The following is a 14,281-nucleotide window of genomic DNA, read 5'->3' as shown; positions in this document are numbered from 1 at the left end:
CATGAAAGAAAGAGTTGGAATTTACGCTGGGAGCTTTGACCCAATGACTTATGGACATTTGGATATCATTCGTCGTTCTTCGAAGCTATTCGACAAACTAATAGTTGCAACTATGACTAACACTTCCAAAAAATATATGTTCACATATGATGAGAAGAAAAAATTCATAGAGGACGAAATTGCAGATTTGCCGAATGTAAAAGTGATCGACGGTAGTAGTCAATTGACGACACAGATGGCAAAACAGTACAATGCAAAATTTTTAGTCAGATCCATGCGTAGTGGGGACGACTTTGTTTATGAATCAGGTATCGCTACCGTAAATAAGTTTTTAGATGATGACATCGAAACAATCTTTTTATTAGCCGATGCAAAGTATGCTAATATATCATCATCAATGATAAAGGAAGTCGCAAAATTCAATGGTGACATTTCTCATCTAGTACCACAACCAGTGGCAACTGAATTGACAAAACGATTGCGGAAGGATTAGATCAATTGAAATTCAATAAATCCAGAAATAAATTAATTGGTGGCATTTTTATTTTTGTCATGATAGTTGCATTCTTTGTTATGCCGACTGGCTACTACTTAGAAGTTCCCGGTAGTGCGGAAGCAACTTCGCAATTTGTAAAAGTTGATGGAAAGCACGATAAGAAAAAGGGTAATTTCTTATTAACAACAGTTGGAATAGTACCCGGATCATTATTTACCATGCTCAAGTCAGTTGGGAATAACTTTGAAACGATTTATTCCAAAGAAGACTTGATGGGTGACGAGAACAGCCAAGAGTATTTTCAAGTACAACAGTATTACATGAAGTCCGCCACTAATAACGCAATTCAAGCTGCTTATTCGGCAGCTGACAAGCCGTTTACTAAGAAATATCTAGGCGTCTATGTAATGGACGTAATGGATAATTCTAAGTTCAAAGACAAGTTACAAATCGGCGATACGATCACCTCTATTAATGGCTACAAATTTAAAAATGCTAATCAATTTATTAGTTACGTCAAAAAGCAAAAGAAAACCTCAAAAGTTAAAATCACGTTCTTACGTGATGGCAAGAAGAAAACTGTTACTGAAGGCTTAGTGAAGCTCAAGCAGACTAAAAGATATGGGCTAGGCATCACACTAACTGATAATACCGAAGCTAAGGGTAATCCTCCAACCAAGATCAACGCGGGTGATATTGGTGGACCATCAGCGGGCTTAATGTTTACATTACAAGTCTATTCTCAAATCACCAATAAAGACTTGAAAGACGGACGGACGATTGCTGGAACAGGTACGATCTCACCAGATGGAACCGTTGGACCGATCGGTGGTATCGAGAAGAAAGTCTATGCAGCATCTGAACAAGGAGCTACGATATTCTTTGCACCAGATGATCCAGTCACGAAGTTGATCAAAAAATATGATCCAACTTACGTCAACAACTATCATTTGGCTAAACGAGCTGCCAAAAAGATTCATACGAAGATGAAGATCGTTCCAGTTAAGAGCTTGGATGATGCTTTGAAGTATCTTGAAAAAACCTCAAAATAATAATTACTATCAGACTCGGAGATTAGTTCCGGGTCTTTTTTTCGTAATTTTTTAAGAGGTGATCGAATGAATGAAGTTATTGAGTATATCAAAGAAAATAGGATATTAATTGCTGTGATTACGTTGATATTAGGATTAGGGATGTGTTTGATGTGGAATTCAAATCAAATACATAATCAAACTGCCTCAGCAATTAAGGTCGATAATCAAATAAAGAGTAATAACGTTGAAAAAGTCAATTCACCAACACACAAAACTATCGAAGCTCCCAAAAACAATGAATTGGCTGTGGTTGATATTCAAGGTGCTGTTAAATTTCCCGGCGTTTATAGATTAAAACCAAATTCCATCGTACAAGAAGCCATCAATTTAGCTGGAGGATTGGTCGATAATGCGGATGTAAAGCAAATTAATCAAGCCCAGAAGGTTACGGACCAAATGCAAATTTTTGTTCCTCACGTGGGTGAGGCGGGCATCAGTGGTGGCACTAAAAAGGATCAGCCGGTTAATATCAATGTTGCTACGGTTGATGATTTTCAAAATTTTTCTGGGATCGGTCCTAAAAAGGCCGAAAAGATTATTGAATATCGAACACAAAATGGAAACTTTTCTACAATCGAAGACTTGTCGAAGGTGTCGGGTATAGGAGACAAGACTATCGAATCTTTACGCGATCAAATAACGGTTTAGCTTGATGATCAAAGATTTTTGGATATTTCCAGCCCTCTTTGGTACCTTGGCGATATCAATAATACTTAGTAGCAATTATTTTTTAGTATTTTTAATGATAATTTTATCGATTCGTATATTGATGTTGAATAATCTCAAGTTATTAATAACCACAGTGACTGTGGCTCTATTTTTGATTGGCTATGTTCAAAAAAACCACAGCGATACTGCTCCACCGAAAAATATTACGCAATTGACAGTATCTCCAGATGATTTGAAAATATCAGGAGACTTATTAAGTGGTATCGGAACTTCTAAAAATCAAAAATTCAAATTTTATTACCGGATAAAAACGGAATCAGAAAAGAACCGTTGGGTGCGATTTGATGAAATCAGTAATTTACAAATAAAAGTTGATTCGATTGAAAAAATAAATGCGCCCAGAAATCCGGGTGAATTCGATTATGCAAAATATTTGGAATATCATCAAATAAAATACGGTATCTATGTGGACTCTATTGAGAGCGTGTTTGTTAAACAAAATTTGTCATTTGAAGAAAAAATAAATGTTTTACGAATACATTTAATAAAAAGATTCAACCAACTACCAAAATGGCTTCGAATTCATGCACAAAGTTTAATATTAGGTTACAACAACAATGAAGAACCCAATTTTCTACACAATTTAAGTACGCTAGGGGTTATACATCTTTTTAGTTTGTCAGGACTACATGTTCTAATTTTATTGACGATCGTCAGAAAAATTTGCTCATTTATACGAATAACTAGAGAGACAGTAGATACCAGCATGTTGATTCTTCTACCCATATACGCTTTGTTAGTTGGATCCAAAGTTGGTATCTGGCGAGCAATAGTATTGTCAATGGTTGGGATAATTTGTCAGAAGTTAAATTTGAATCTCAGTAAACTCGATATTTTTGGTATAACAATGATCATCTGCCTATTGATCGATCCTTTTTCAATGATGAGTATGGGTGGACAGTTAAGTTTTTTATTGTCATTTGCTCTTTTGTATTTGCACAGTACCAATCTGTTTGTGAGTATTGCCAAGATGAACTTAGTTAGTTTACCAATAATTATCTATCTAACCTATCAGTTCAGTTGGTTGATAATTTTTGCGAATATTATTTTCGTCCCGATGTTTACCTATTTTATATTGCCGATAACAGTTATTTCCGTCTTCACTGTCGAGAGTTCGATTTTGAATGTATTTAATGATTTGTTTGAAAAAATATATTTATTTATTGATATTATCGCCCAGAATAATGACTATATTTTTGTAACCGGAGCCATTCCTTTGTTTGCGGTGTTTATATTGGTTTTTTTAGGATTATTAATCGCCGAAAAAAAGTCTATCAATGCTAAGTATTCAATTATATATATGACGGTACTATCAGTCTGTATCTTACTTAATAAATACCCCTTGCAAGGTAGTGTATCAGTCATTGATGTTGGGCAAGGTGATAGTATTTTAGTTACCACCCCTTTGAGAAGACGTACTTATTTGGTAGATACAGGTGGCAAGTTATATTTTCCACGAGAGGAATGGCAAGAACGAAAGCAATTGAATCAAGTGGAAACATCCACTATTCCGTATATGAAACGATTAGGAATAAGTAAGATCGATAAAGTCTTTTTGTCACATAAGGATGCTGACCATATTGGTAATCTAGATACTCTAATTGATAAATTTCCGATTGATGAAATAAATTTTGGTACAGGTTTAGAACAGAATCAAAAGATAATCGAACTGATAAGACAAAATCCTAAAATAAAATTTAATACGCTTAAAGCAGGGAATGAGTTTGAGGATGGAAAAATAAAATGGAATGTACTATGGCCTAAAGAAAAATCCATCGGGGAAAATGGTGACTCGCTAACCTTGTTGGCAAATATCAAAGGCAACCGATGGTTGTTCACCGGTGATTTAGATATTGAGGGTGAAAAGAAAATTCTTTCGGAACAACGATTCAAGGTCGATTATTTAAAAGTAGGTCATCATGGATCAAAAACTTCCAGCGGAGATGAATTTATTAAAGCAATCGATCCAAAGCTGGCGCTGATCTCGGCAGGTATAAATAATCGATACGGTCATCCTAATAAAGAGACGATAGAAATTTTGGATAAAAATCAGGTCGATCATTTGAATACAGCTGATTATGGTATGATAACTTGGTATTATTATCCATTTAATAATAAAAATAGAATAACGACTTTTTTAAAGGGTGAAGTAGTTGAAGATAGCAGAACTTAAACGTAATTTACAAGAAAATAAAATTGATAATGTTTATTTTGTAACTGGAGATGAACAAGTTTTTATCAAGGACATTCAAGAAACATTTAAAAAACTATTATTGCCTGAAGAAAGAGATATGAATTTTTCTAACTTTGATTTAGAAGAAGTCTCGATAGACGATATGATCAACGAAGCTATCTCAGCTCCGTTTTTTGGTGAACGTAGATTAGTATTTGTGGAAAGGCCGTATTTCTTAACTTCTGAACGAGTAAAAAATACGGTGGATCAGAATGTGGACTTGTTGACCAGATATATTCAAAATCCGACACCTTCAACTATCTTAGTGATTTTTGCGACATATCCTAAGTTGGACGCCCGTAAAAAAATCGTAAAGCAATTAAAGAAAGTCGCTACTAATGTTGACGCTAGTCAGATGGACAGTCACATGCTAGTTAAGACGATCAGAGATTTTTTGAATACCGACGGATACAAAATCGAGAATGATGCACTAGAATTACTGATCAATAAAACACAGGGCAATTATTCTCAAATAATCAATCAAATGGACAAGTTAAAGCTGTTTGCCATGCAAACTAAGCTGATAGACAGTCAAGCTGTGAACGAGTTGGTACCTCAAAGTTTGGATGACAATGTATTTGAACTGATGAATAAAATCCTTAATAAAGATATTTATCAAGCTGAGGAGTTGTACCATCAGTTTTTGTTGCAGAAGATCGATCCAATACTACTAGTCGCAATTATCATGTCACAGCTACGAACGTTGATCCAAACTAAATTATTAAGTAAAAAGGGTCTAACAGAAGCTACAATAGCTAAAACTCTAAAAATCCATCCTTATCGAGTTAAAATGACGCTGAAACAATCTCGTAATTTGGAACCATCAAGATTGACCGAAATGTATGATGCAATTGTTAATTTGGATTATCAGATTAAGTCAGGTCAGGGAGATAAAGAGTTACTATTCGATTTATTTATTGCTAAATTTGCTTAAAAAATCCCCCTCTGCTACGAATTGGTAGTGGAGGGGGATTATTTAAGCAAAAAAATAAGCACCTATATTAATTATATAGCTACTTATATTAATTTACCCATTAATTAGTTCATCTTAGCAAGTCTTGACTTATCACGTGCAGCCTTGTTAGCTTTGATTAGACCTTTTGATTTGGCCATGTCGATTGCACGTACAGCGCTACGGAACAAGTCTTCCTTGTTGTCGGCGTTGTTAGCAGCTGATGTTTCAAAGTTCTTAACAGCTGAACGCATTGCACTTCTTTGTGAAGCGTTGCGAAGGTTAGCCTTTTCTTGTTGCTTTACACGCTTGATAGCTGATTTAATTTGTGGCATTGATGTCACCTCCGATTACCTAGTAAACTTAAACTCAATACATAGAATTATACCCAATCGATACTTTCAATGCAATAAATAGTTTGATTTTTTTTATTGGACTTGAAAATTATTGATAAATGTAGTAAATTATTTAGTTGTGTTAACCATGCTCTGCTTGACGATTCACCAACGTCTTTCGTAGTGTGGCTAAATTATAAGGAAAAGGTGAAAGAAATGGCTATTTCAAAAGAAAAGAAAACTGAAATTATCAAGCAATATGGACGTAAAGAAGGAGACACAGGTTCTCCAGAAGTTCAAGTTGCAGTTCTTACATATGATATTAACTCATTGAACGAACATTTAAAAGTTAACAAGAAAGACCACCATTCATATGTTGGTTTGTTGAAGAAGATTGGTCACCGTCGTAACTTACTTAAATATCTTAGAGATAACGATGTTCAACGTTACCGTGAATTAATCAAATCACTTGGTCTACGTCGTTAATATTTTTACCGTTAGGAAGTTCCCGTATAGGAGCTTCCTATTTTTTTTACTTAATTTCATTATTGTATTATGGTGTGATAGAATAAAAAGCAGGTATAGCTCAAGTAGTCTACTTTTAATTAGTGACTTAAAAAAACAAAATCAAATATTATGATCTATGCTATTTATATGAAATGAGAGATGAAAAAATGAGCAAAAAAATTAAAATCGTCCTTTTAAGTGGTATACGTGAAAACGGAAAAAACATGTATGCCGTTGAAGTTAACGATGAAATTTATATTCTAGATATTGGTTTACAATATCCTGATAACGACTTGTATGGAATTGATGTGGTTGTTCCGGATATGACTTATATCCAGAACAACATCGAAAAAGTAGTTGGTATCTTCTTGTCACATGGACATGCAGATGCTATTGGTGCATTACCATACTTAATTGGTGACTACGATATTCCAGTCTTTGGATCAGAAATGACAATTGAACTGGCTAGAATTGTTTGTTTTAACGATAAGAGAAGCAAAAAATTCGATAATTTTCACGTTATTGACGAAAATACTGCAATTGATTTTGGCGAAGCAACAGTTTCTTTCTTCAAAACAACACATTCAATCCCTGGATCATTAGGAATCGATGTTAAAACCTCAGAAGGTCAGATCGTATATACTGGTGACTTTAAATTTGATCAGGCCGCAGTTCCAACATACAAGACTGACTTTGCACGAATTGCTAAGATTGGTAGCGAAAAAGTCCTCGCTTTACTTAGCGATTCTGCCAATGCTGAATCTCCTTATGAGAATTCAAGTGAACGTGATATTTATGAATATATTTTAGATACATTTAGTTATCACAATGGGCGTATCATCGTAGCTCAAGTTGCATCTAACATTCAAAGAATGCAACAAGTTATGGATGCTGCCGACAAAACTGGTCATCGCGTTTATTTATCAGGAACAGATGCAGAAAAAATCCTTAAAACTGCAATGAAATTAGGTTATCTCAAGATAAGTAATAAAGATTTGTTAGTTAATACTAGAGAATTGAAAGATATCGATCAAAACAAACTTGTCGTTATCGAAACAGGTCGTTTAGGTGAACCAATCAAGTTACTACAAAAAATGGCCAATCCAGCCTCAAAAACAAAATTCCAAATAGACGAGGGAGATTTAGTTTTTATTGCGACAACTCCTTCACATGCTATGGATACAACCTTTGCTAAGACTCGTGACGCTATTTATCGTACGGGGGCTGAAGTTAAGTCTTTGGGGGATGAAAAACACTCCTCAGGACATGCCAACAAGTCTGATTTGCAATTGATGATCAACTTGCTTACACCTGAGAATGTCATTCCTGTTCAAGGCGAATATCGTTTGTTAGATGCACATGCACGTATTGCCCACGAAACTGGTATACCTTACCAAAACATTTTCTTAACCAAAAAAGGTGATGTTTTGAACTATGAAAATGGTCAATTCTATCTAGGAAAAGGTGTTGACGCCGGTGACACGATGATCGATGGTATTGGTGTTGGTGACATCGGAAGTATTGTTCTTCGTGATCGTGAATTATTGGCTGAAGATGGAGTTTTCATCGCTGTGGCAACGATTGACCGTAAGAAGAAAAAGGTTGTTGCTAAGCCAAAAATTACTGCTCGTGGGTTCGTATACATGAGAGCAAGTAGGGATTTATTAAGTGAAAGTTCTGATATAATCGTGGATACAATTGTTGATTATCTCCAAAATAGCAAGGACTTCGATTGGTCAGATTTAAAACAAGGTGTTCGGGATAAGTTAAATCATTTTCTATATGAACAAACAAATCGTCACCCAGTGATTTTGCCAGTAATTATGGAAGTAAATCAAAATAGACATAGAAAATCCAAAAAATAGGTCGACCTTGGTCGATCTATTATTATAAAGAGGTATTTTAATGGACGACTCAAATAACCTAAAACATATATTGGATCAGGCAGAAGACGCCTATGATAAGGGTAACTGGGATGATGCAACAGAATTGTATACTCAAGCTTATGGAATTAGACAATCATTTCTGATCAATCAAGGTTTGGCAGCTTCTTTGTTGAACTCCAAAAGAGCGGATGAAGCAGAAGCTGTGATTTTGGATTACTTTAATTATTATTTGAGTGATCCAGAGGCATCCAGTCTAGCAACAGACGTTGTAATTGAAAATAATGACTATTTGTTAGCTAATCAAATGCTTTATTTTTATGAAACAAATCCACTTTCTACTATCAAGAAGAGTTTTATTGAAGAATTTGAAAAGAGAGTTAGACTGTCTGAAAATCGCCATAATCGTTCCTTCAGCCCTCGTATGAAGAAGATACAAGAAAGTCTCAATTCCATAGTCACACAGCCAGTGATCGACCAGATTCAACTCATCAGAAGTTTGAGGGAATTTGATAAAGAAAATTATCTGAGTTGTGCCAAGTTACTTTTGGAAAATCCTTTATTGCATCCATTATTGAAGAGTGAAACGGTTGAAAATTTATTCAAACTGGGTGTCGACGATGATGTTGATATATCTTTTTATGGTGATAATAAACAATTCAATCCTTCTCAGCTAAAACCCATACTATCAACCAGTATTTATTTAGAGATGTGCGATGAACTTGAAAAGATATTAGTCGATAGTGAAAACGAAATACAATTAGAGAATATTCGGAGTGAATTATCGCTCTATGCCGCTATGGTATATCCTTTTGGAGAAGATATCATAAAAAAACCTAGTCTCTGGACAAGAGTGTTCCTTTTGCGGTATGGTTTACTGGATGAGTCTCTAGTAGGGGACGATCCGGAGCTTCCAGAGGTTAAAAAGTGGATAAAGAGATTCGATTCTTTAATAAATACCTTTCAACAGTGAAATAAAATAAAATTTTTTCATTTATGGTATTTACAATTTTGACTGCGCCCCGTATAATCCAAAGAGTATATTTTTAGTCGGCGAGTTATACTGAATTACTTTGCTTTCGCCACTGAAAGTAGTATAATTTTTCAGTAAAGAGCCATCTAAAGAACATTTTCTTTGGATTAATCTTATGAAATGAAATTTTAGGAGGATTCTTTGTAATGGCAGAAAAAGAACATTATGAGAGAACTAAGCCCCATGTAAATATTGGGACAATTGGTCACGTTGACCACGGTAAGACAACACTTACAGCCGCAATCACTAAGGTATTGGCTGACAAAGGTTTAGCTAAGGCTGAAGACTACGCTGATATCGATAAAGCCCCAGAAGAAAAAGAACGTGGGATCACAATCAACACAGCTCACGTTGAGTACGAAACTGAAAAGCGTCACTATGCACATATCGATGCTCCAGGACACGCTGACTACGTTAAGAACATGATCACTGGTGCTGCACAAATGGATGGTGCTATCCTTGTTGTTGCTGCAACTGATGGTCCTATGCCACAAACTCGTGAACACATCCTTTTGGCTCGCCAAGTTGGTGTTGAATACATCGTTGTATTCCTTAACAAGACTGACCTTGTTGATGATGATGAGCTTGTTGACTTAGTTGAGATGGAAGTACGTGAATTACTTTCAGAATACGATTATCCTGGGGACGATACACCTATCGTTCGTGGATCAGCTTTGAAGGCTCTTGAAGGTGACCCAGAGGAAATCAAACATGTTGAAGAACTTCTTGACATCGTTGATGATTACATCCCAACACCTAAACGTGAAACAGACAAGCCATTCATGATGCCTGTTGAAGACGTATTCACAATCACTGGTCGTGGTACTGTTGCTTCTGGTCGTATCGACCGTGGTGAAGTTAAAGTCGGTGATGAAGTTGAAATCGTTGGTTTGAAAGAAGACGTTACTAAGTCAACTGTTACTGGTCTAGAAATGTTCCGTAAGACATTGGATATCGGTGAAGCCGGAGATAACGTTGGTGTTCTTCTTCGTGGTATTAACCGTGACCAAGTTGAACGTGGACAAGTTCTTGCTAAGCCAGGTTCAATCCAAACTCACACAAAATTCAAGGGTGAAGTTTATATCATGACAAAAGAAGAAGGTGGACGTCATACTCCATTCTTCTCAAACTACCGTCCTCAATTCTACTTCCATACTACTGACGTTACTGGTGTTATCGAATTGCCAGAAGGCGTTGAAATGGTTATGCCTGGTGACCAAGTTACTTTTGAAGTTGACTTGATTGCTCCAGTTGCCATTGAAAGTGGTACACGTTTCACTGTTCGTGAAGGTGGACGTACTGTTGGTGCTGGTGTTGTTACTGATATCTTAGACTAATCTCTTTGATCAATTGTTAATAACAAACCTTTAAATTGAGTTGAGACTACTGTCTCAGCTCTTTTTTTATTTAATATCTATATAAAAACGTACGAAAGTATCATATAATGTTAAAGTAATGTCTGAAAATGGCTTAGAATCAGCGTCGAATATTTACAATGTCACCGTTTTAAGGTAACATTACAAAGTATGAGATCGTGAAATATACCGGAGGGATAAAATGTCTGCTAAGGCTGAATTTACAAAAAAAGAAAAAAACACTGGTGAATTAAAATTTGAAATTGACCAAGATACAATCAAGCAGGGTCTAGACACTGCTTTTGATCGTGTAAAGAAAAACTTAAACGTACCTGGATTTAGAAAAGGCCGTGTACCTCGTCAAATCTTTAACCGTATGTACGGTGAAGAAGCACTTTACGAAGATGCTTTGAACAATGTATTACCAATCGCTTATCAACAAGCTGTTGATGAAACAAAGGTAGAACCAGTTGATCAACCACAAATTACTGTTGATTCAATGGAAAAGGACAAACCTTGGGCTATCAGTGCAACAATTACTGTTAAACCAGAAGTTGAACTTGGTGAATACAAAGGTCTAGAAGTTAAGAAACAAAAACGTAACGTTATGAAGGCTGACGTTGAAGCTCGTCTTGAAGAACTTCAAAAACAACAAGCTGAATTAGTTCTTAAAGACGGTAAAGCTGAAAATGGCGATACAGTTGTAATCGACTATGTTGGCTCTGTTGATGGTGAAGAATTTGAAGGTGGTAGTGCACAAAACTACTCACTTGAATTAGGTTCAAACTCATTCATCCCTGGCTTTGAAGATGCATTAGTTGGTCACAGTGCTGATGAAGATGTTGACGTAAATGTTACATTCCCAGAAGATTACCAAGCTAAGGATCTAGCTGGTAAGGATGCAATCTTTAAGACTAAACTTCATGAAGTTAAGACAAAGGAATTACCTGAATTAGATGATGACTTTGCTAAAGACGTTGACGAAGATGTTGACACTCTTGAAGAATTAAAAACTAAGATCCATGATGAAATCAAGGATCAAAAGAAACAAGCTGCCGAAGATGCTATTCAAGAAGAAGCAATCTCATCTGCAGTTAAGAATGCTAAGATCGACGAAGTACCACAAGCAATGATCGATACTGAAGTTGATAACCAAATGAACCAATACTTAGCTAACTTACGTCGTCAAGGAATCGATCCTCAATTGTACTATCAAATGACAGGTACAAGTGAAGACGATTTGAAGAAGCAATTTGCTAAAGATGCTGAAGAACGTGTTAAGACTGACTTAGTTATCGAAGCAATCGTTGCTAAAGAAGGAATCGAACCTTCAGAAGACGAAATCAAAAATGAAATCAAGTCATTAGCTGATGAATATAAGATGGAAGAAAGTGCTGTTAGAAATGCACTATCAGACGATATGTTAGCTCATGATATTGCTGCTAAGAAAGCAATTGAATTGATCGTTGATTCAGCAGAAGAAAAATAATCTTGATTATTTAAAATCAGAGGCCGTGAGGTCTCTTTTTTTGTAAATATTGATAACTTGGGTATATGATACAAGTACGGCCTTGGAGCTCTATAAACTAATTACTTTACTACTAGACTCTTAAATGCTAGACTTGCAAAGTATCGGAACTATTGAAGGAGAAAATGCATATGTTTGATAGTACAGAAACTACAGGTACAATCAGTTGTTCTTTCTGCGGAAAGACTCAAGATCAAGTAAAAAAAATCGTTGCTGGACCAGGTGTCTATATTTGTAACGAATGTATCGATTTGTGTAAAGAAATCATTGATGAGGAATTAAAAGATAGTGCGCCATTGAATCTCGACAATATTCCAACACCAATTGAGATCAAACACATCCTTGATGACTACGTTATCGGTCAAACTGATGCTAAACGTGCGCTTTCAGTTGCTGTTTATAATCACTATAAGAGAATTAATAAAATGGAACACTCAAAAGACGGAGATACTGAATTACAAAAGAGTAATATTGCTCTTATCGGACCAACTGGTTCAGGTAAAACATTCTTGGCTCAAACTCTAGCTCGTATCTTAAAAGTCCCATTCGCTATTGCTGACGCTACAACACTGACTGAAGCTGGGTACGTTGGTGAAGACGTTGAGAATATCTTACTTAAACTATTGCAAAACGCTGATTTTGATGTAGAAAAAGCTGAGCATGGTATCGTTTATATTGACGAAATTGATAAGATTTCCAAGAAGAGTGAAAATGTTTCTATTACACGTGATGTTTCAGGTGAAGGTGTACAACAAGCACTCTTGAAGATTCTTGAAGGAACAATTGCTAGTGTGCCACCACAGGGTGGAAGAAAGCATCCACAACAAGAGCTTATCCAGATCGACACGACGAATATCCTATTTATTGTTGGTGGTGCCTTTGACGGTATCGAACAGATCGTTAAGAATCGTCTAGGTGATAAGACTATTGGTTTTGGTGCCGAACAAACTCAAAGTATTGATGAGGAAAAGAGTTTGATGCAACAGATTATCCCTGAAGACTTAATGAAATTCGGTATTATTCCAGAATTCATTGGTCGTATTCCAATCGTTACTGCATTGGAAAAACTCACAGAGGACGATTTGGTCAACATCCTTACTAAGCCTAAGAATGCCCTCATTAAACAATATCAAGAGTTATTGTCACTTGATGGTGTAGAATTACAATTTACAGAGGCTGCATTGAAGGAGATCGCTAAGATGTCGATCGAACGTGATACTGGTGCTCGTGGATTGCGTTCAATCGTTGAAGAAACAATGCTAGACACTATGTTTGAAATTCCTGGTCGTACAGATGTAGAACGTGTCAAAGTAACTAAGGATGCAGTTCGTAAGGTCAAACAACCAGAACTAGTTCTTAAAGATGGAGAGGTTGCCTAAGGAGGCGGCCTTTTTTTGTTTGATTTATGATAGAATACTTACATTGAGGTGAATCATGCAAGTAAATAATGTATCTATGAATTTGAGCGCTGTTAGCGCAAAACAGTATCCAGACGAGGGATACCCTGAAATAGCTCTATTAGGCCGTTCTAACGTCGGTAAGTCATCGCTGATCAATACTTTAATAAATCGTAAAAGCTTTGCTAGAACGTCTAGTACGCCCGGTAAAACCCAAACATTGAATTTTTATAACATCGAAGACCTATTGTATTTAGTCGATGTTCCGGGATATGGGTTTGCGAAAGTGTCTAAGAATCAACGTGAAGAATTTGGTGCAATGATCGAAGAATATTTGACGACTAGAAAAGTTTTAAAGGGTGTCGTTATTTTGGTTGACGGTAGACACGCCCCTAGTGATGATGATATTTCGATGTATCAATACGTGAGTTACTACCATATACCAACTCTGGTAGTCGCTACAAAAATGGATAAGATCAAGCGTAATCAATGGAATAAGACTATTAGTCAAGTAACTAGAACGATGCAGATCAATCAAACTGATAACTTGCAACTATTTAGTGCCGAATCTAAATATGGAAAAGAAGAAGTTTGGAACTGGATTGAAGATCACATGAATTAATTATTTTTTTGGAACATCTCATTTAATCAATGGGATGTTTTTTATTATGATTTTTTAACATTTATATATTTTTATATATATTTTCCATTAGTAAATAGAATATAATAAAATGTGTAT

The 14,281-nt window shown here is 35.8% G+C and carries 13 protein-coding genes; 12 read left to right on the top strand and 1 reads right to left on the bottom strand.

Features of this window, described 5'->3' with window-relative positions:
* Position 1 precedes the first annotated feature (1 nt).
* The 5 genes from coaD to holA all read left to right on the top strand — a co-directional run bounded on the left by coaD (position 2) and on the right by holA (position 5,486).
* Positions 2-493: a pantetheine-phosphate adenylyltransferase gene (gene coaD, locus AC27FM_RS02010; protein ID WP_487085655.1), complete on the top strand. Its 492-nt coding sequence runs from the start codon at positions 2-4 to the stop codon at positions 491-493.
* Between the two features lie 5 nt (positions 494-498).
* Positions 499-1,548, top strand: a complete 1,050-nt coding sequence (locus AC27FM_RS02005; RefSeq protein WP_487085654.1) for a SepM family pheromone-processing serine protease — start codon at positions 499-501, stop codon at positions 1,546-1,548.
* 66 nt (positions 1,549-1,614) lie between these two features.
* Positions 1,615-2,238: a helix-hairpin-helix domain-containing protein gene (locus AC27FM_RS02000; RefSeq protein ID WP_487085653.1), complete on the top strand. Its 624-nt coding sequence runs from the start codon at positions 1,615-1,617 to the stop codon at positions 2,236-2,238.
* 4 nt (positions 2,239-2,242) lie between these two features.
* Entirely contained in the window at positions 2,243-4,492 is a 2,250-nt protein-coding gene (locus AC27FM_RS01995; RefSeq protein WP_487085652.1) for a DNA internalization-related competence protein ComEC/Rec2, read from the top strand.
* Entirely contained in the window at positions 4,473-5,486 is a 1,014-nt protein-coding gene (holA, locus tag AC27FM_RS01990) for a DNA polymerase III subunit delta (RefSeq protein ID WP_487085651.1), read from the top strand. Before AC27FM_RS01995 ends, holA begins: the two co-directional genes overlap by 20 nt.
* Positions 5,487-5,590: 104 nt before the next feature.
* Here holA and rpsT read toward each other — a convergent pair whose 3' ends face one another.
* On the bottom strand, positions 5,591-5,839 hold the full coding sequence (gene rpsT, locus AC27FM_RS01985) for a 30S ribosomal protein S20 (protein WP_487085650.1): 249 nt from the start codon (positions 5,837-5,839) through the stop codon (positions 5,591-5,593).
* A 216-nt stretch (positions 5,840-6,055) separates the two neighbouring features.
* On the opposite strand from rpsT, the gene rpsO reads away from it, so the two are divergent.
* From rpsO to yihA, 7 genes are all read left to right on the top strand, one after another.
* Positions 6,056-6,325, top strand: coding sequence for a 30S ribosomal protein S15 (gene rpsO, locus AC27FM_RS01980; RefSeq protein ID WP_487085649.1), 270 nt, complete (start codon positions 6,056-6,058; stop codon positions 6,323-6,325).
* 188 nt (positions 6,326-6,513) lie between these two features.
* Positions 6,514-8,211: a ribonuclease J gene (locus AC27FM_RS01975; protein WP_487085648.1), complete on the top strand. Its 1,698-nt coding sequence runs from the start codon at positions 6,514-6,516 to the stop codon at positions 8,209-8,211.
* Positions 8,212-8,251: 40 nt separating this feature from the next.
* The gene (locus AC27FM_RS01970; protein ID WP_487085647.1) at positions 8,252-9,202 is read left to right on the top strand and encodes a tetratricopeptide repeat protein; all 951 of its coding nucleotides are present in this window, start codon (positions 8,252-8,254) and stop codon (positions 9,200-9,202) included.
* Between the two features lie 206 nt (positions 9,203-9,408).
* Entirely contained in the window at positions 9,409-10,599 is a 1,191-nt protein-coding gene (gene tuf, locus AC27FM_RS01965; RefSeq protein ID WP_487085646.1) for an elongation factor Tu, read from the top strand.
* Between the two features lie 220 nt (positions 10,600-10,819).
* On the top strand, positions 10,820-12,106 hold the full coding sequence (tig, locus tag AC27FM_RS01960; protein ID WP_487085645.1) for a trigger factor: 1,287 nt from the start codon (positions 10,820-10,822) through the stop codon (positions 12,104-12,106).
* A 170-nt stretch (positions 12,107-12,276) separates the two neighbouring features.
* The gene (gene clpX / locus AC27FM_RS01955) at positions 12,277-13,524 is read left to right on the top strand and encodes an ATP-dependent Clp protease ATP-binding subunit ClpX (protein WP_487085644.1); all 1,248 of its coding nucleotides are present in this window, start codon (positions 12,277-12,279) and stop codon (positions 13,522-13,524) included.
* 55 nt (positions 13,525-13,579) lie between these two features.
* Positions 13,580-14,164 (top strand): ribosome biogenesis GTP-binding protein YihA/YsxC, encoded by a 585-nt coding sequence (gene yihA / locus AC27FM_RS01950; protein ID WP_487085643.1) that lies wholly within the window; start codon positions 13,580-13,582, stop codon positions 14,162-14,164.
* Positions 14,165-14,281: the final 117 nt, after the last annotated feature.

This window comes from Companilactobacillus sp. y65-5 (genome assembly GCF_057541095.1).
The sequence above is the reverse complement of the archived record's forward strand: the minus strand, read 5'-3'. Positions and strand labels throughout refer to the sequence as shown.